Origin of the sequence: Phyllobacterium sp. YR531, from assembly GCF_000282595.1 — a bacterium.
In the GTDB taxonomy this organism is placed as follows: Bacteria; Pseudomonadota; Alphaproteobacteria; order Rhizobiales; family Rhizobiaceae; genus Phyllobacterium.
In genome coordinates, this window is sequence record NZ_AKIZ01000023.1 from 17,921 (window position 1) to 37,083 (window position 19,163).

Sequence of the window (19,163 nt, forward strand, 5' to 3'; positions counted from 1 at the left end):
AGGGTCCGGGTTCTTTAATCCGGCACGATGGTATGAGGTTTTCCTTTGGTCAGGCACCTTTGCGCGCATCTTCTTGCCATTTTCGGCATCTCATTGCGACCATATTAATGAATCCGGACTCTATTACTGACTTTCTGATATCGAATACTTTGGGCTTGTGATAAAAACCTCTTAACCCTATGAATTTTCCTGTATTGTATCCAATGTCAGCACCTGTCATTCTAGACACAGCAAAAATGGAGTCGTTCAAGTGAACGATGGGAACTTTAGGCGAATGATTGAAAGCAAGGGATTTGGTGAATTTCCTGTCAGCCAGGACGAGCTTACGGGCCTCGCCGACCGCGCTGCACTGGAAGAACATCTGGATAGTCTGTTCGGCTCTTATGCCGATAGTGACTTTGATGACCGGCTGCAATTTGCGATTCTTTGCATTGATCTGGACGGTTTCAGGCAGTTTAATGAAAAATATGGTCGCGCCGAGGGTGATCTTGTACTCAAACTCGTAGCTGATCGGCTTCAAACCTGCATGCGCAAGAACGATGTTGTTTACCGCATCGACGGTGATGAATTTGCAGTTGTCCTGCTACAGGTTACAGCCAATGAAGTTGCAAACGTGGCAGACCGTATTATCGGTAGCGTTTCCCAACCCTATGATCTGGCCAATGCGGATTCAGCTGCCATCACGGTAACTATTGGAGCGGCCCTTGCGCCGCGCGATGGCGATACACCCGAAAGCCTGCTTTGGTGCGGTGATGCAGCACTTTATATTGCTAAAAAGGCCGGCAAAGGCATCTATCGGCGATATTCAGAGCGACGCTCAAGTTAGAAGAATTCATCAAGTAGCCGGTAGTATTCCACACGGGAAGAGTCCATATCGACTCCATATGATCTGAAGAACGGCTCGACCCATTCGACACCCAGATTGTGCTCGATGCTCCTGCTTGCCAAAGCCAGATCCTGATATCGATCAGCAATGCCAAGACGTGCGCAATCCACAAAACCGGTAAAAACCGATCCATCGCTCAGAATATTTGGCAGACACGCATCGCCATGCGTAACTACGAGATCCTCGCCATCCGACCGTAGTTTCAAAAGCCGCTCGAACAGTTCAGCTGCTGTGGGCCCAACCTCATCAAAATCGGATTCGTCCACCTGATTGGCGATCATTCGTGCATGCGCAACGGGTATCCGATTGCTCAGAGTGTGGTTGAAAGGACAATGGGCTATATCAAGACTGTGCAGGTCTTTGAGGGATTGCGCGGCAATCCTTACGATATTCTCGGCAGGAATTTCCTTGTCAGATGCCAGATCGCGACCCGGCAACGCACTCATCAGCAACCAGATACGCCCATTATCTTCAGTCTGATCCAAAACTTTCGGGGCAGCTATTCCCTGCCCCGCAAGCCATCTCAACCGCGATATCTCATCCGGCAGTTCTCCGAACTCCCCGGCAATCTCGCTTTTTACGAACAGCGTCGGCAATCCTGATGCCTCAAGACGAAACACCAGCGCGCCGGATTCACCAATGGTTTGCGCCGTCCATCCATAATGTGCCAATCGGCCTCGCCAATCAGGCGGTATATGCGCATCATGTTCAGGTGATTCAGGCATGATCACGCAGACCCCGGTTTTCTGTGCTCACTGATTCCAGCAGTAGTTTCGCCGCTACCATTGCGCCATCACCTCGTATCTTTTGAGCAACGGCCATTGCCCGCTCGCGCGTTTCAGTTGTCAAAGCGATCTCCAAAGCTCCAGCAAGCGACGCGACGCTGGGTATGGGGCCGTCATGAGCAACACCAATGCCCAAGTCAGCTACACGCGCTGCCCAATAGGGCTGGTCTGCTATTTGAGGTACAACCACCTGAGGCGTACCCGATCGCGCGGCAGTTGTTGTGGTGCCGGCTCCGCCATGGTGAACCACTGCGGCAACCCGACCAAACAATGCCTGCTGATTGATATCGCCTATAATAAAAAAGTCATCTCCGTCATCTGTCAGTGCCAGATCGGCCCAGCCTCGGGACAGGAGCATACGTCGCCCCATAGAGCGGACGGCATCAATGGCCACGTTCGCAGCATCTTTCGAGGCATGCATCGGCATGCTGCCAAAGCCGACATATATGGGCTTTGGACCAGCCTGAAGAAATGCTGTCAAATCGTCAGGAAGCAGCCGCGAATCGGGAAGTATCCACGCACCCGTTTGCGTAACGTCGCGAAGGTCTGTCGGTTTCCACGGACCAAGAACCGGATCAGACGCCAGCAAGGGATGATCTGTAAAAATGTAATCCCGAACATTCTCGACAGCCGGCAATCCGATCATGGCGCGATGATTATTGAATGCTCCACCGAACAACGCATTCATGTTCTGAATATCCAGTTCCCAAAGCACCCGATTGTCAGTAACGCCCTGCGGGTGCAGCTTGCCGGGATATTCGTGCGGCCGGTGATGTGTCGATGGTACAAAATAGGGGCAATAGGCAGCATATATGTAGGGTATACCGAGTTTTTCCGAAACGCACTTGGCCGCAGCAGTAGACGGAAACAATCCTGTCGCCACTATCAGATCGCACCCTATGGCTGCAGAGGAAATCGCTTCATATTGCGCAGAGATTATCTCAGCTGCGCGCTTGGGAAAGTCCATTTTCTCTCGGTTAGCCATGGCCTTCATTGCCCACTCGCGTACCGGCGAAAAGGCAGGCGCGAGCGATACGCCGGCGCGTGCAAGCAGATTTTCAAACTCGACATCCGCCGGCGCGCACACGCGCGCTTCTGCACCAAGCGCCTGTAACGCTACGGCAAGCCCAGCCATAGGTTCAACATCCCCTCGAGAACCATAAGTTGATAACAACACACGCATTTCGCTACTCCCTTTGCCGCGATTCTGGTTTTAGGGCTGCGTTTATAAGGGGAGTGCCAGGTCTTGAAGCAAGTCCCTTGTGCTCTATATATCTAGTGTGGGAAGCGAGCTTTCCTGCATTCCCTTCTTTCCGCGTTAGATGTGAATACAGCCTACGGTTGTAGAGTTGAAACCCTGTTCATTTACGCAGCTAAACCTCCCGGCAATTCAATCGCCTAACTGGCCACACGCTATAAGTGCATAGCAGAGTTGCATTTCAGGTCGTTATCCAACGAACCAAGAGCGTGTATGACCTCCCCCATGGGAGGATTGAATGCCGAAGAAGAAAGACAGCGGACTAAACCGATTATTGTGCTCGGAAATTATGAAGTTCAACGACGATCCTTTGCTTGGTGTCATAGTGATGCAAACCGTCGATGGAGATATAGTTTTAGCGGTCAACAAGAATACGGCTGAACAACTGCAAGCGGAACTGACGCAACTCCTGCTTGCAAGCTCACCTCATTAAGTGTTGGTCAGTGGCAGTACTCAGATTTTGCTCTCAAGCAATTGCATTCCCACTGATTTGATTGCGCCACTCTTCGGCTCATAATTTAAGAGTAGCCTGATCGGCGCTCTCGACCAAATCTCTACGCGTTGATTACTTGAAACAGGTGGGCCCAGCAAAGCCCCAAGCTCAGTTCTGTTCATCTCAAACTTTATCCCGTAGGGCAGCACACCGGGATAAGGATTTCCGCCACTTATTCCTGACCGTAGAAAGAACTGATCGAGCACCCACGGTCCTTTGCCTATCTCATGATCAACGATCTTTTTGCGTCGCCCCTCATCCTCGTATTCCAGCTGAAATCCACGAGTTTTGTCTTCATAGATTCGCCGCCCCTGTTGGGACATCGGGTCTGGACGCAGGTCTTTCTCTTTTAAATTGAACACCTCAAACAGATGCGCGCCACGTGAGCTTATGTGTGTTTCATCGAGTGCATCAATGATAAATTGCGGGTCGGGATAGTTCATTACCTCTCTCCAGATACGAGGCAGAGAATTTGCGCAATGGCCAGCGCATCTGGCAATGGCGAGCAATGTACTAGCTCAACACCGGAAACACTCAATATTTTCGGGATTTGCAGATTGCCCACCGTGCGGGGGAAACGCACGGAACCCATGGCTGGAAGTCAGCTTACTTTCTTGACGATAAAGTTGGCCCAGACCGTTCTGGATAAAGATGGTTCTTTGCAATCTCAAAGCGCAAAATTGCAAAATCGATATTTCTGCTTGATTTAGGTTGGTCGAGAAGGGGAAATGCGACCCTGACAGAACGAGTGCTGCGGCAAGTATAACAGGGATGGACGTACCGGAGGGGCTATAATGGACAAAGCTGCAAAAAAGGCTCTTCTTAAAAATTGGAAGGCCCAAGAAGCAGAGAAGGCAGTCAAGGAGTTTCCACTTGAAGATGCGCAACTGGAAAGGTTTTTCTCTGAATTGGACAAACTGCTATTCGAAGCTGGCTGTTCGCATGATTTACGCAACTCGGAAAGCGTAATAGCCAATATGGAGCTGCCATTAGCAAAGGCGGACGCGCTGCTTGAATGGTGCAAAGCTAATGGCGGCTTTTGTGATTGCGAAGTTATCGGTAATACATCCGATCATTGGGATCATTATCGCAGACGTTCCTGACAACACTTCGGAATTGGCATGCGACAAAAGTAGTTAACCGACTCATGGAAGATTTACCGTTCATAGCAGTAACTATCATAACCGCCAGATTGGCAAGATGAATGCGATCGCCTCTTTCGTGCACGCGCAGCATCATGATGCTGACGGTTTCCAAGTTTGATTGGAGAGGAATCGGAAACGAATTGCTACACCCTGAAGGTGATGTAGAGGCGCAGACTGCCACGCCTGAATTAAATGCCAACAAAAACAGATAATTGTAACTGGATGATTATGTGCTGGAGGCCTCGCCCGGAATCGAACCGGGGTGCAAGGATTTGCAGTCCTCTGCGTAACCACTCCGCCACGAGGCCTCAACTGCAAAATAGCTAATGAAATTAACTACTTGTCCAAGTTCCGCACCGAATATCGATATTGCGGTCACTTGCGGCATTCCGAATAACCGTTTTTGATTTGTGCCGCAACAGCTAAAATGAAGCTTACACAGCTGCGCGATATTCTGCTTAACAAATTGAAATCATCACGCACCGGACGACGCTTCGTTGCCAGCATTCGTTCATTACAGGCAATTAACTGGAGTTCTTATGGTTGGAACGATAGCGTTTCAACAAAGGACAACGCAATGCAATCTATCTCAAGAAAATATGCAGTGGCCACCGCAATTGCAGTTTTAATGTTGCCCGCTCAAGCCATGGCTCAAGGTCTCAAACCGCCGGTGGAGACGATTGTGATTCTACGTCATGGCGAAAAGCCTGAAGGCGGCCTTGGCCAGCTCGATTGTCAGGGATTGAACAGGTCCCTCGCCCTGCCCGCTATTATTGCCAGCAAGTTTGGGAAACCCGACAGGATATTTGCACCAGATCCTGCCGAGCAGAAAGAAGACGAAGGCGCGTTCTATAATTATATACGCCCTCTCGCCACGATCGAGCCAACCGCCATCCGCTTCGGGCTTCCTGTTGATACTTCATTTGGGTTGAAAGATATCACCGGCCTGCAGGCAGCTCTGGAGCGACCGGAAAACAGGAGTGCAACCATTGTCGTCGCATGGGAGCATAAGCAGGCGCGCAAGCTGGCCAAAAACCTCGTTCGAAGCCATGGCGGTGATCCTGATACCGTTCCCAAATGGCGCGGCAGTGATTTTGACAGCCTTTATGTCATACGAATCGATCAGCAAAATCCGAAGAATCCGGCACAATTCGAACATATGGCTGAGGGTCTCGATCACTTGTCGCAAATTTGCCCGCAACAATAGGTGAAAGCGGGTTAGCCTTTACCCTTGTCTGTTCCAAACCGGCTGGCTTTCCAGCGACGGAGAATCTTGACCTCCAGCTGGCGGCGCTTGCGACGCACAATCGCCGAATCCTGTGACAGCACAACAAGGCCCAGCGGCACCATCCAGAAGCCCAATACCGGCAGAAAACCAAGTATTCCGCCAGCAACCAGTCCGCCACCAAGCGTGCGACGCATTGCCACCGATTGAGGAACAGGTATGTGCCGCCCCAGAATGCGGATATGCCGCCGCCTCAAAGGTATTTCCTCTTGCTCACCAGGGTTGTCAGTCTGTTTTGGTCCGCCAGACACTCAAATTCTTTCTACGTTGATTGAACGGGATAGCCCTGATGTAGGAAGTGTTTTCGCCTCTGCCAGCGTTTTGTTGTGCACATTAAGTGAAAAAAAGTGAAATGGTCCTTTGCAAAAGCGAAACCCTTTTGCTATAGGCCACCTCGCTGATGACTGAAAAGCTATTCCCCGGTAGCTCAGTGGTAGAGCAACCGGCTGTTAACCGGTTGGTCGCTGGTTCGAATCCGGCCCGGGGAGCCAGTCACTTCAAAGGCTTAGCGAGAAATCGCTGAGCCTTTTGCTTTTCTGAAACCGCTCATCCCTTCATTTACTATTGTTATGGACATCAAGATGACGAGACAGTCTCTCTATACCTTGGTGAAAATGAGCCCATTCCTCCCAAGTGTCGGTCGTCGCGCCTGTTGCTAAATATTTCCAGCAGGGTTCAACGAAATTCTGCCCCGTCAGTTTATGAAACGCAACAATCCACGTCAGCCCCTGCGAGGCTGCACGACTAGCCTGCTAACGTCTAAGCTCAAGATGTAGCGTAATAAATTTGCTACAGTTCGGACGTCTTAGCCCTCGGACTCCAGCAATACGATGGCAAAATGAGCCCGATTCAGATATGGTGCTCGAAATAAGAAATCGAAATTGCAAACGCTTTGTATTTGGCTTTGCAAGTGCTGGAACAATACGTTGATCAATGTTTCTCCTAAACTGCGTGATGATTGCCTTGATGTTTCCCGTCAAGAGCCGATTGCGCGTGGCAATATGAGAAACGTTTATGAGCATCCCGAGTTGCCGGACAAACTGGTCAAAACCATTCGCCCAGAGATCGTTAACAGGCTAGGTTTTCGCACGACTGACAGTCAGTTGAAAAATATGCGTCCGGAGGGATGCTACAAGATATTTGTCCGCGAAATTACCGAATACCTCATACAGTGCCGTAAACAATACGCCAGCAGGTACAAGCATCCCGGATTGCCTATCGTCCATTTGTTCGGGGTCATTCACACCAATGAAGGCATTGGTCTGGTCACGGAAAAGATCAGCACAGGTCAGGGCGAACTTGCTCCGACGTATCATGAGCTCAAGCGTAGCGGAAAACTGAGACCCGAGCATCTTTATGCTCTCGAGGATTTTCTCGATCATTGTTATTCATTGGGGATCGTATTTTCCGACATCCACATAAAGAATATCGTCTATACGGAGACCCGCACAGGTCGGCCTGAATGTGTTTGTATTGACGGCTTTGGCGAAAAATCTTTCGTGCCCATCCATCGATGGAGCAAGCGCCTCAATGAGCGGAAGCTCGACCGAATTGCGATACGGCTTCACAGGCAATTGGGCGTTTATCAGGTGCAAACTGCGCCAAAGACAGCTTGGGCAATATTCCCGCGACCGCGAGCCCTGTTGGAATACTCACTAAAGAAATCCTTGGCCTATGGCAGTTTGATTCTGATCTGCGGGCTGATGTATTTCTCCGTGGGCACCTGGCTTGGTTCGGATCAGGACGATCTCAACGCGACAGAAGTTCTCGAGCAGGTTAAGCCTTAAAGGCCTTTCTTGCTGCCTTGACATTTCCTGTCCGGAAAAACCCTCAGTGAGCGTAGCAAATCGCCCTGTTCTCTTGATGTGTCGACGCCAGGCACATTCGACCGACATTTTTTTGCGTTCTCCATCAAGAGACGTTTTCAACTCAAAACGAGGCATTTCATTGGTCTTGAGCGCTTTGGATACGCTCCAGAAGTGCCACCGTCCGCAAATACACTCGCTAATAAGTTGCATTAGGTCACAAAGTTGCCATGCAGTTCCATGACCCTGACCAACCACACGCGTTGTTTTTGTTGAAACAACACAGAGCTTGAAAATCCTCACAGGAGAGAAAACATGGGCGAAACATATGTCGGTACAAATGGTGATGACAGGTTTGTTCAGGGTTCTGAATCGGAAGTAACGGTCGAGGCATTGGGCGGCAATGACGAAATCATTCTCGATCTTTCCGATGATAACGGAGGATTCAACACCGTCTATGCCGGATCAGGAAATGATCGGGTAGAAAACCGCTACGAAGGCGGCAACGACGTTGATCTTGGCAGCGGCGACGATGTTTATATCGGCGAGGGTTTCGCGTTCAGTGGCGACCCTTTTGACGTTGTCAAGGCCGGTGATGGAAATGACAGGTTCGACATCTCTACCCGCCACAGTGAGTATTATGGCGAGGGCGGCAATGACACCTTCAATTCGGAAGGTTGGGAGAACATTTTCGATGGAGGGTCGGGAATAGACACTATCAGCTATGCGCTTCGTGACAGTGTCGATACAAAAGGCGTCACTATTGATCTGGATAGGGAATTTGCCGACACAGGCGAAAACAGGCGTGAAAAACTTGTCGGCATCGAAAATGCCATCGGTACGAAGTTCAGCGATACGATTTTCGGCACAGTCGAGAATAATTCGCTGTCCGGCCGCGATGGCAATGACGACCTTATAGGCCTTAGCGGTAACGACGTGCTCGATGGTGGCACCGGCGCTGACCGCATGTATGGCGGAGCGGGCAACGACACCTATTTTGTCGATAATGCCGGCGATATTGTCAATGAAGTTACCGATAATGCTTCCGGCGTAGATACCGTGAACTCGAGTATCTCCTTCAGCCTGCTTACCGGCTCGCAACTCTCCGGGAATGTGGAAAATCTAACACTTATCGGCACTGCTTCAATCAACGCAACTGGCAATAACCTCGCCAATGTTCTTGTTGGAAATGCCGCAGCAAACATTTTGACAGGCAATGGTGGTGACGATCTGCTGAATGGTGGTGCTGGCGCTGACATACTGTCCGGCGGTGTGGGTAGCGACCGTTACGTTGTCGACAATATTGGTGATCGGGTCATCGAGGGTAATGTCGCAGGCATTGATACGGTCCAAAGCTCTGTATCTTTCGCTGCGGGTGGGCAGCATATCGAAAATATTGTGCTCACCGGCTCTGGCAATATCAATGCGAGCGGCAATGCACTGGCCAATTCGCTGACAGGCAACAGCGGAAACAATGCTCTGGATGGCGGAGCTGGAGCCGATATTATGGCTGGTGGCGCTGGCAACGACAAATACTACGTCGATAATGCTGGTGACAGAATCATTGAGGGAAATGTTGCTGGCATTGATGTTGTTTCGAGTTCAGTTTCCTTTTCCGCTGGTGCTCAGTTTATCGAGAACATCGTTCTGACAGGCTCGGCCAGCATCAATGCCACCGGTAATGCCTTGAACAACTATCTTGTAGGCAATACCGCCGCCAATATCCTTAGTGGTGGACTCGGAAACGACACACTGACCGGGGGCGAAGGCCGGGATGCGTTTTTCTTCAATACCGCGCCAAACGGCAGCACCAACCGTGACACCATCACTGATTTCAATGTACCAGCTGACACGGTCTGGATGGAAAACGCAGTGTTCACGGCGCTAGGTGCGCCGGGGGCTTTGGCTGCAGCCGCCTTCCACATCGGAGCAGGTGCGACCGACGCAGCCGATCGCATCATCTACAACTCGACAACTGGCGGTCTCTATTATGATGCCGATGGTTCGGGATCGGGTTCAGCGATACAGTTTGCAAGCCTGACCAAGGGGCTTGCACTCACAAACGCAGATTTCCTGATAGTCTGAGCAAGCTTGAACAAACAAAGCCCCGGCGTCGCGAGACGCCGGGGCCTTTACATTTTAGCCAGTGGATTGCGATCTCCAGACCATCTCCGATTGCGTTCGTAGTACGCCCGCTTTCTGTTATAGCGGCCACCTCTCACACGTCATCCACAACGCCTAATTTCTAAATATATGTAAAACCAACCTTTGTTCGTTGACAGGGCTTTTCTTTTTTCACACGTTGAAGAAACTTAAAGTTGTAAACAAAGAATGGGGAATTGCATGTGCATCGCTTGCCTAGCCGTTGAAGAACCAGCTTTCCGCGCCGAAAACATTGCCTCCAATGGTGGAGCGCCCGCTGCAACAGCTGTTCCGTTAGGAGCAGTCACTTATCCCGATCCATCGAATATTGATCAAACGCCGGACAATCCCTTCGGCAAAAGCACTGACTATGAGGCATTTCTCGACCGACTCGGTACATTGTCGCGTCAGCTCACCCCCGAGATGGCTGCCAATCCCATCAAGATCAATCTGGAGGAACTGAACGATCACCCTGAATATAAGCTCTCCGCACAGCAGGCGCTGGAACAGTGGTCAGCAGTCACACCACTTAAATTCGAGTTCGTGACAACCGGCGAATGGATCAAGGTGATCAGCCCGGAAGTCGGTGAAACCAATGATGGCAGCGCATTTTCTCAAGGACGGCTGGTCAGTGTAGGGCAGCGATTCCACGACACGGAAAATATCACCACCCCTGGCGGCTACATATTCAACACGTTTATCCATGAGTTCGGGCATGAGTTCGGCCTGAATCATCCGGGCTATTACAATTATAGCGGCCCGGGCGGTGATCAGATCGATTATGTCGATGATGCGACCTGGGTTTTCGATCAGCAGCGCTATAGTGTCATGTCTTATTTCAATGGCATTGACGTTGGTAATACAACGCGTTGGTCAGCCACGACGCCGTTGGCTGCAGATATTGAAGCCGTGATTCGCCGATTCTTCTCGACCGAAACTGATGGCGTCAGAACCTATCAGGATATCCAACTCAACACCGGCGATGATGTTTATGGTTTCGGGTCAACCAAAAATGGATACCAGATCACCAAGGATGGCCTGACACGCGATATCGGTTTTGCTATCCATGATACCGGGGGCAACGACACTATCGACTTCTCGGGCTCAATTTCCGGCACTATTCTTGATCTGCGTGCTGGTCGCTGGTCCGATGTAAACGGCCATAAGTTCAACGTCTTCATTTACGAAGGGCACAATGCGGATGGCTCGCAATACATCATTGAAAATGGTGTCGGTAGCGCTTTCGAAGATATTATCATCGGCAATACAGGTAATAACAAGCTGACCGGCGGCGCTGCCGCCGACTATATTGACGGTGGCACAGGCAATGATACCGCCGATTATTCCACGAGCGCCAGTGCGGTAACAATTGACCTGAAGACCGGTGTTACCTTGGGCGGCGATGCTCAAGGAGACACATTAAAATCCATCGAAAATCTTATCGGATCTGCTTTCGCTGATCGATTGACCGGCGATACCGCAGTCAACCGCCTGTTTGGTGGTGGGGGCAATGATACTCTGGTTGGCGGCGGCGGCGCAGACTATTTTGACGGTGGGGACGGCCTTGATACGGCTGATTATTCCGGTGCCACAGCCGGGGTTACTGTTGACTACAGCACCACAACCAACGGGACCTTTGTTTCCGTAGAACGAGTATTGGGCTCTGCGTTCAACGACAATCTGTTGGGTAGCGATGGCTCCAATGAGCTTCATGGTGGTGATGGCAATGACATTATTGCCGGCGGTTTGGACCTGCTTGCCAGCCGGGATAAAAACAATGTGCTGCCAAACCAGCCAGGTGTTGAAAGCCTGGATGGAGATGACCTTCTATACGGTGAAGGCGGCAACGATATAATTGAAGGCGGTGCCGGAAACGATCTGCTCGACGGCGGCGATGGCGATGACATCCTCAGAGGTCAGGCAGGCGCTGATATTTTCCGCGGTGGCAATGGTTCTGATACCGTTGATTTCAGCCATGAAAGCCCCTTCCAGCTTCTCGTCAATCTTGCAACCAACGAAGCAAATGGTGGCACGGCAACGGGCGACAAGTTCTACAGCATTGAAAACCTTATCGGCTCGGATGATCGTATCGATCGGTTTATCGGCACCGATGATGACAATCATTTCCAGGGACTTGGCGGCGGCGACTTTTTCAATGGCGGCGGCGGCAATGATATCCTCGATGGTGCTCGCGACGGTGACGTTCTTTACGGCGAAGCTGGCAATGACACACTCATTGGTGGCGCCGGGTTTGACTATCTTGACGGCGGAACCGGTGTTGACACGGCTGTTTATTCCGGAAGCACGAAGGGCGTTTCCATTGATCTTGGACTAGGCACAGCCAGCGGTGGTGACGCCGAAGGCAATACGGTAACCGGTGTCCGTGGCGACGTTCTGGTTTCGATTGAAAACCTGACAGGTTCTTCCTTTGACGACAGTCTTACAGGAGATGCTGCTGCAAACAGGCTCGTTGGCGGTGCAGGCAACGACACGCTGAGTGGCGGTGCGGGCAAGGACTACCTCGATGGTGGTGAAGGTAGCGATACCGCAACTTACTATCAAAGCACCCAGGGCGTTACGATCAATCTGGCTGCAAATTTGAGCGAAGATACGTTTGTATCAATCGAAAACCTTGCTGGCTCGGGATTCAACGATCAGCTGACCGGCGATGCCGGAGCAAACAAGCTTACCGGCCAGGGCGGCAATGATACATTGCTGGGTGGCGGCGGCGATGACATATTGGAAGGCGATTACGTGCCCGCTCCTGTTTCCGGCGTCGGAATGGGTACTGGCTACACTACCCTCCCCGGCAATTCCGTGAATAACTCGATAGCTGCCGCTTTTGTCGTTACCGATAATTTTTCTCTGGCAGCAGATGCCGACATCTCAAACGCCACCACGGTTGCCCACACCACGATTACTGCCACAAGTAATGGTGGTGCTGGCTTCTATAAGGTGACTGTAAAAGCCGGATCGACCATTACACTCGACATTGACCATACGACAGGCTTCGACAGTTACATCAGTATTTTGCAGGATAATGGCGCTGCAGGGCTCGTTCTTCTGAGCAATGACGATGCTGGCGGCGATTCCGGATCAAACAACACAACGGATTCGGGCCTGAAATACACGGTCACGCAGGATGGCGACTATTATATCCGCGTTGGAGACTATGACAGCAGGGGCACTGCTCTCACATCGGGTGATGGCTACAAGCTGAATGTTTCTGTAGCACCAGCTCCCGGCCAGCCCAATATTGGTGTAGCGGGTGATGACATACTGGATGGCGGCACCGGCGCCGATACAATGACGGGATTTGCGGGCAACGACACATATCATGTGGATAATGCTGGCGATCGTGTCATTGAAGGCAATGTTGCGGGCGTCGATACGGTTCTCAGCTCTGTCACTTTTGCAACCGGTGCCCAATACGTCGAGAATGTCACCTTGACTGGCTCCGCAAATATCAACGCGACGGGTAACGCACTTGCCAATACGCTTGTCGGTAACAGCGGAAATAACACGCTCGACGGTGGAGCTGGTGCCGACCTGCTATCAGGTGGTGCCGGGTCCGATAAGTACTATATCGACAATGCTGGAGACCGTGTGGTCGAGGGTAATGTTGCCGGTATCGATGTTGTCTCAAGCTCTGTGTCTTTTGCCGCTGGCGGTCAGCATATTGAGAGTATTCTTCTCACCGGCTCGGCCAGCATCAATGCAACCGGCAACGCGTTGAACAACTATCTTGTCGGCAATTCAGGGGCAAATATCATCAGCGGCGGCGCTGGCAGTGATACACTCACCGGTGGTGCCGGAAAAGATGCCTTTGTCTTCAACACAGCTCTCGGCAGCACCAACCGCGATACGATCACCGACTTTGATGCTCCGACAGATACAATCTGGTTAGACGATTCTGTCTTCAGTGCATTCGGTGCATTGGGCACATTGACGGCAGCTGCGTTCCATATCGGGGCATCTGCAGCAGATGCGAGCGACCGGATTTTCTACAATTCATCAACCGGTGGCTTGTTCTACGATGCTGATGGTACGGCTGCAGGCAGTGCCTTGCAATTCGCAACACTGACAAAGGGTCTCGCTCTGACGAATGCTGATTTCGTGGTGATTTAATCCTCAATCAGAATTTCAGGCCCCCTAACCCCGGTATTCCTCCGAATACCGGGGTTATTCTTGAATACGACGATAATTTCGACGCGCAAACTGCGCTCTAAAAACCCCAAATTCTCAATTCAATGCACTCATGTGAGCTAGTGGCAATTTCGTTCGCGGTTGCATAATGCTGGTGTGGTCTAATTTGCCTGATCAGCCGTACGGCTGGGCAGGTTCACGAAACACGAGCAATACAAGGTAGAAAAGTGGCTAGAACAACACTTACAAACAACCTGATAAACCTTTCAGATGCTGCTGGCATAGACAATGGCGATAACTTTGCGGTGACTGGAGCAGCACTTGCATTGGACATCATAAATCTAACCGATGCCGACGACACGTATAATGGCAACAATCTTGAAAACGAAGTTTACGGGATGGGAGGCAACGACAAGATCAGCGGCGGCGGTGGAAATGACGAACTCCACGGCGATGACGGAAACGACACGTTGAATGGTGATGCCGGCAATGATTACCTTTATGGCGGCAGCGGCAATGACATCCTCAACGGCGGTATCGGTAACGACTGGCTCTACGGCGGCGATGGCAAAGATACCATCTATGGCGGCGCTGGCGATGATTATATCTATGTTGGCAGCGGTGATATTTTCATCAGCGACGACTCTGACAATATTGCCTATGGCGGTGACGGCAACGACAATATTGATGGCGACGATTACAACGACACGTTGAGCGGCGATGCTGGAGATGACTTTATCGACGGCTGGGATGGCAACGACACGCTTCTTGGTGGCACAGGTCAAGACGTGCTTGATGGTGGCTTTGGTAACGATTACCTCGATGGCGGCACTGGTGCAGACAAGATGTATGGCGGAAAGGGCAACGATACCTACATCTTCGACAATGCCGGCGATGTTATTGTTGAAAGCTCGTCTGCCGACGGAATAGATACTGTAAAATCGTACTACAGCTTCTACCTTTCCAATCAGGCTCAATTTCAGGGCAATATCGAAAATGCCCAATTGCTTGGAACAGGCAATGTGAATGTCTCGGGCAACGCTCTCAACAACACGCTGACCGGCAACACTGGCAACAACATCATCAATGGTGGTGCTGGCGCGGATACGATGATTGGCGGGGCCGGATCAGACACATATTACGTCGACCATGCGAGTGATCGCGTGCTTGAAGGAAACGTCGCTGGTATTGATACCGTCTACAGCTCAATCAATTTTGCAACCTTCGGTCAGTTCATTGAAAATGTCACTTTGACAGGATCAGGCAACATCAATGCCAGCGGTAATGCGCTCGCCAACACTTTGACCGGAAACGCGGGCAACAATGCTCTCGACGGCGGAGCGGGTGCGGATATCATGGCTGGCGGTGCCGGTGGCGACAGGTACTATGTCGATAATGTTGGCGACCGGGTGATCGAAGGCAATACGGCTGGCATCGATATTGTTTCCAGTTCCATCTCCTTTGCAGCTGGCGGACAGCATATCGAGAATATTCTGCTCACCGGCTCGGCCAGCATCAATGCGACAGGTAACGCCCTGAACAACTACCTTGTCGGCAATTCCGCTGCCAATATCCTCAGCGGCGGTGCCGGTAATGATACGTTGACCGGCGGCGCAGGCAATGATGCCTTTGTGTTCAACACGGCGGCAAACGGCAGTACCAACCGCGATACGATCACGGATTTCAATGTTCCGTCCGATACGATCTGGATGGAAAATGCCGTGTTCACGGCACTCGGTGCCAATGGAACTCTTGCAGCCGGTGCCTTCCACATCGGAGCCGGCGCAACCGATGCAGCAGACCGTATCATCTACAACTCAACCACCGGCGCGCTATATTATGACGCCGATGGATCGGGTTCAGGTGCGGCAGTGCAATTTGCAAGCATAGGCAAAGGTCTTGCCTTGACGAACGCCGATTTCCTGGTGATCTAAAGCCACCAAGAATACACCGCCCTGCCCGAAAAGGCGGGGCGGTGTAGATCGAGCACTACCCACAACAGGAATGCTCCTATGTTTGATCACGTCAAATTCGGTGTAAGCGATTATGCAGCCAGCAAAGCGTTTTACCTGAAGGCACTCGAGCCAATTGGCGCAACTGTTATCTCGGAAGGATCGCCCACATACGGTGTTGAGCTTAGCTCACAGGATGAAGCTTCACTGTGCTTGTACGAGACGGAGGAGAAGCCCGCTCACCTTCACCTGGCATTCAAGGCGAAAAGTCGCCAGCAGGTTGATGCATTCTATCACGCGGCATTGGCGGCAGGCGGCAAGGATAATGGCGCACCTGGTCTGCGCCCGCGCTATCACGCGCATTACTATGCAGCTTTCGTCATTGATCCGGATGGTCACAACATTGAAATGGTTTGCCATAAGCCTGAGGCATAAATTCTCGCCTGGCGCGGGCCAATCCGACTAGATTCCAAATATCTTTTTACGCTGCATCCGTTTATTCAATTGCTGAAACAAAAAGAGCAATATAGCTATGGCACAACTACTTTAAGTTGGTGTGTCAGAGAGATATAAATGCCCAGTTACATTGAAGCATCCGATGCAGCCGCAAATACTTCGACGACATACTCGATCGGCATGGGTCAGGCGGCGCAAGGCGAACTTGCCTATGTGGGCGACCATGATTGGTTCCGGGTCGATCTTCAGGCCGGGAAAACCTACACGTTTGCCATGGGGGGTACGCGCACGTCGGATCCGCACAACACCTACACTGATGCCGCCAATACTTACTTAAGATTGCGTGATGGTAGTGGCAAACAACTCGCTGCCGATGATGATAGTGGGCCGGGATACAATTCAACGATAACTTTTACGGCAAAAACCTCAGGTGCTTACTTTCTCGATGCAGGTTTCATCCGCGATTTTAACACGGGTCAGTACGGAATTTCGGCGGCTGTGGGAAACAAGGCTTTCTATGATGAGAAGATGGCCACTGGCGCACTCACTTGGGAGAACACTTCCTGGGTTCCCTCTACCGCTACCGAGCCAGCAACCGTTACCTGGGGTGTCCGCAAAACCTTTGACAACAGCATTAACAGCCAAGGTTATTTCACGCCATTCATTCAGCTTTCGGCTGCACAAGTTGAATCGGTAAAGGTAAATCTCGCAAAATATTCCGATGTTGCCAATATTACCTTCCAGCAGGTGAATCCCGGCGGCACAACGGACAACGCTGAAATTCTGGTTTCTGCCTACTCAGACATTCAAGACCCGTCGGGAGCTTATGCATATTATCCTGACACCACTTCCGAAGGCGGCGATATCAGACTGAACAATATTGATGTTTCGACATCATCGCTGCCGGAAGGAAGCTATAGCGCCTATACGATATTGCACGAGATCGGCCATGCCGTTGGATTGGCGCATCCGGGCGATTATAATTCAGGTAATGGCGGGCCACTTACATATTGGACAGATGGTGCTTTCACTCAGGACAATCATCAATACACGGTCATGAGCTACTTTGATGAAGCCTATACGGGAGCTTCGTTCAACAGCTATCCTGATACGCTGATGCTCTATGACATTTATGCCGTCCAGCAGCTCTATGGTGCCAACATGTCGACCCGGGCCAGCAACACCATCTATGGTTTTGGCTCCAATGCCGGAGCGACATATAATTTTGCTATCAATAAAACGCCCGCATTATCCATCTGGGATGCCGGCGGAATTGATACGATCAACGCATCCGGCTTTCAGCAAAATCAGATAATCAATCTGAATGAAGGCACTTTTTCCAGTGTTGGCGGGTTGAAATACAATATCTCCATTGCCTATGGCGCAAAAATCGAAAACGCCACAGGCGGTGCAGGCGCGGATAGTTTGTATGGCAATGCATTGGCCAATGTGTTGAACGGTGGTGCAGGCGCAGACTCGCTCACAGGTGGGCAAGGCGCGGATCTGATGATGGGCGGCACGGGATCAGACAAATATTACGTCGATAATGTTCGTGACCGCGTTATTGAAGACAATGTGGCCGGGGTCGATACGGTCTATAGCTCGGTGTCTTTTGCAACTGGTTCGCAGTTCATTGAGAACATCACGCTGACAGGATCGGCCAGCATCAACGCTACAGGCAATGCCCTGGTAAATACTCTGACAGGGAATGCCGGAATCAACACGCTCAGCAGCGGTTTGGGCAATGATATATTGAACGGCGGTGCCGGCGCGGATTGGATGGCTGGCGGCGATGGTAATGACACTTATTATATCGATAATGCAGGCGACCGTGTCACCGAAGCAGGAACAACCGGCACCGACAGGGTAATATCCTCCATCTCGCTCAGCCTTGCCGACACTTCGCGCATCGGTGGCTCGGTTGAATATCTCTCACTGTCCGGCTCGGCCAATATCAATGGTACAGGGAGTTCACTCAACAATCTGATTCACGGCAACGTCGCTAACAATGGTCTTTACGGGCTGGACGGTAGCGACACACTCTACGGCTGGGCTGGCAATGATATTCTTGATGGCGGAAGAGGCAACGACACGCTCGACGGCGGCGCCGGAAATGACAAATATTATGTCGATAGTGCTGGAGATCGTGTCATCGAAGCCAGCAATGCCGGAATGGATGTTGTCTCCAGTTCGATCTCCTTTGCCGCCGGAGGACAACACATCGAGAATATCCTCCTCACAGGGTCAGCCAGCATTAATGCTACCGGCAATGTGTTGAACAACTATCTGGTCGGTAATAGCGGGGCCAATAATATCAGCGGCGGTGCCGGTAATGATATGCTGACAGGGGGTGAAGGACGTGACGCTTTTGTTTTTAACACCGCGCCGAACGGCATCGCCAATCGCGACACCATCACCGATTTTAACGTTGCTGCAGATTCGATCTGGATGGAAAACGCTGTATTCACAGCACTGGGGATAACCGGCGCTCTGGCAGCAGCGGCCTTTCATATTGGCGCAGGTGCGACTGACACCAGCGATCGTATCATTTACAACGCCGTTACGGGTTTTCTGTATTATGACGCCGACGGATCGGGGCAAGCATCGGCCACTCAGTTTGCCAGCCTCACCAAGGGACTTGCCATGACCAGTGCGGATTTTCTGGTCGTTTGATTGATGGCTTACATGCGGAGATATTTAGCGCCACGCTGACTAAGTCTCAGCGCATCTGTCGGAACTACGATAGCTGGCACAATCGTCATGGACATCGATGGAAACCACTATAAAGTGGCCCTCACAGTACGCTCCTT

14 protein-coding genes and 2 tRNA genes are annotated in these 19,163 nt (G+C 51.3%); 11 read left to right on the plus strand and 5 right to left on the minus strand.

Annotated elements, in window-relative coordinates; genetic code table 11:
* The first annotated feature begins 274 nt into the window (after positions 1 to 274).
* Complete coding sequence (locus PMI41_RS16215; protein ID WP_052025920.1) at positions 275 to 826, plus strand: GGDEF domain-containing protein; 552 nt, start codon at positions 275 to 277, stop codon at positions 824 to 826.
* Here PMI41_RS16215 and PMI41_RS16220 read toward each other — a convergent pair.
* Together PMI41_RS16220 and PMI41_RS16225 are read right to left on the minus strand one after the other, a co-directional pair.
* Positions 823 to 1,611 (minus strand): APH(3') family aminoglycoside O-phosphotransferase, encoded by a 789-nt coding sequence (locus PMI41_RS16220; RefSeq protein ID WP_008126610.1) that lies wholly within the window; start codon positions 1,609 to 1,611, stop codon positions 823 to 825. The genes PMI41_RS16215 and PMI41_RS16220 overlap by 4 nt on opposite strands.
* The gene (locus PMI41_RS16225) at positions 1,604 to 2,854 is read right to left on the minus strand and encodes a glycosyltransferase (RefSeq protein ID WP_008126611.1); all 1,251 of its coding nucleotides are present in this window, start codon (positions 2,852 to 2,854) and stop codon (positions 1,604 to 1,606) included. The genes PMI41_RS16220 and PMI41_RS16225 overlap by 8 nt, the downstream gene beginning before the upstream one ends.
* 313 nt (positions 2,855 to 3,167) lie before the next feature.
* Here PMI41_RS16225 and PMI41_RS16230 point away from each other — a divergent pair, with 313 nt between their 5' ends.
* Entirely contained in the window at positions 3,168 to 3,362 is a 195-nt protein-coding gene (locus PMI41_RS16230) for a hypothetical protein (RefSeq protein WP_008126613.1), read from the plus strand.
* 20 nt (positions 3,363 to 3,382) lie between these two features.
* Here the strand turns inward: PMI41_RS16230 and PMI41_RS16235 are convergent, their stop codons facing one another.
* Positions 3,383 to 3,865, minus strand: a complete 483-nt coding sequence (locus tag PMI41_RS16235; RefSeq protein WP_008126615.1) for a hypothetical protein — start codon at positions 3,863 to 3,865, stop codon at positions 3,383 to 3,385.
* 351 nt (positions 3,866 to 4,216) lie between these two features.
* Here PMI41_RS16235 and PMI41_RS16240 point away from each other — a divergent pair, with 351 nt between their 5' ends.
* Entirely contained in the window at positions 4,217 to 4,525 is a 309-nt protein-coding gene (locus PMI41_RS16240) for a DUF2695 domain-containing protein (RefSeq protein ID WP_008126616.1), read from the plus strand.
* Between the two features lie 276 nt (positions 4,526 to 4,801).
* Here PMI41_RS16240 and PMI41_RS16245 read toward each other — a convergent pair.
* Positions 4,802 to 4,875, minus strand: a tRNA-Cys gene (locus tag PMI41_RS16245).
* Between the two features lie 269 nt (positions 4,876 to 5,144).
* On the opposite strand from PMI41_RS16245, the gene PMI41_RS16250 reads away from it, so the two are divergent.
* Positions 5,145 to 5,774 (plus strand): hypothetical protein, encoded by a 630-nt coding sequence (locus PMI41_RS16250; protein ID WP_008126617.1) that lies wholly within the window; start codon positions 5,145 to 5,147, stop codon positions 5,772 to 5,774.
* An 11-nt stretch (positions 5,775 to 5,785) separates the two neighbouring features.
* Here PMI41_RS16250 and PMI41_RS16255 read toward each other — a convergent pair whose 3' ends face one another.
* Positions 5,786 to 6,049, minus strand: coding sequence for a hypothetical protein (locus PMI41_RS16255; protein WP_008126618.1), 264 nt, complete (start codon positions 6,047 to 6,049; stop codon positions 5,786 to 5,788).
* A gap of 219 nt (positions 6,050 to 6,268) precedes the next feature.
* Here PMI41_RS16255 and PMI41_RS16260 point away from each other — a divergent pair.
* The 7 genes from PMI41_RS16260 to PMI41_RS24335 all read left to right on the plus strand — a co-directional run bounded on the left by PMI41_RS16260 (position 6,269) and on the right by PMI41_RS24335 (position 19,026).
* A tRNA-Asn gene (locus PMI41_RS16260) sits at positions 6,269 to 6,343 on the plus strand.
* 435 nt (positions 6,344 to 6,778) lie between these two features.
* Positions 6,779 to 7,639, plus strand: a complete 861-nt coding sequence (locus tag PMI41_RS16265) for a YrbL family protein (RefSeq protein WP_008126619.1) — start codon at positions 6,779 to 6,781, stop codon at positions 7,637 to 7,639.
* Between the two features lie 333 nt (positions 7,640 to 7,972).
* Positions 7,973 to 9,742, plus strand: a complete 1,770-nt coding sequence (locus PMI41_RS16270; RefSeq protein WP_008126621.1) for a calcium-binding protein — start codon at positions 7,973 to 7,975, stop codon at positions 9,740 to 9,742.
* A 258-nt stretch (positions 9,743 to 10,000) separates the two neighbouring features.
* Positions 10,001 to 13,927: a M10 family metallopeptidase C-terminal domain-containing protein gene (locus tag PMI41_RS16275; protein WP_008126623.1), complete on the plus strand. Its 3,927-nt coding sequence runs from the start codon at positions 10,001 to 10,003 to the stop codon at positions 13,925 to 13,927.
* Between the two features lie 245 nt (positions 13,928 to 14,172).
* Positions 14,173 to 15,879 carry a calcium-binding protein gene (locus PMI41_RS16280; protein ID WP_008126624.1) on the plus strand — a complete coding sequence of 569 codons (1,707 nt, stop codon included), beginning with the start codon at positions 14,173 to 14,175 and terminating at the stop codon, positions 15,877 to 15,879.
* Between the two features lie 78 nt (positions 15,880 to 15,957).
* A complete protein-coding gene (locus PMI41_RS16285; RefSeq protein WP_008126625.1) occupies positions 15,958 to 16,332 on the plus strand; it encodes a VOC family protein in 375 nt (124 codons plus the stop codon).
* A 138-nt stretch (positions 16,333 to 16,470) separates the two neighbouring features.
* Positions 16,471 to 19,026, plus strand: a complete 2,556-nt coding sequence (locus PMI41_RS24335; protein WP_008126627.1) for a M10 family metallopeptidase C-terminal domain-containing protein — start codon at positions 16,471 to 16,473, stop codon at positions 19,024 to 19,026.
* The last annotated feature ends 137 nt before the right edge of the window (positions 19,027 to 19,163 follow it).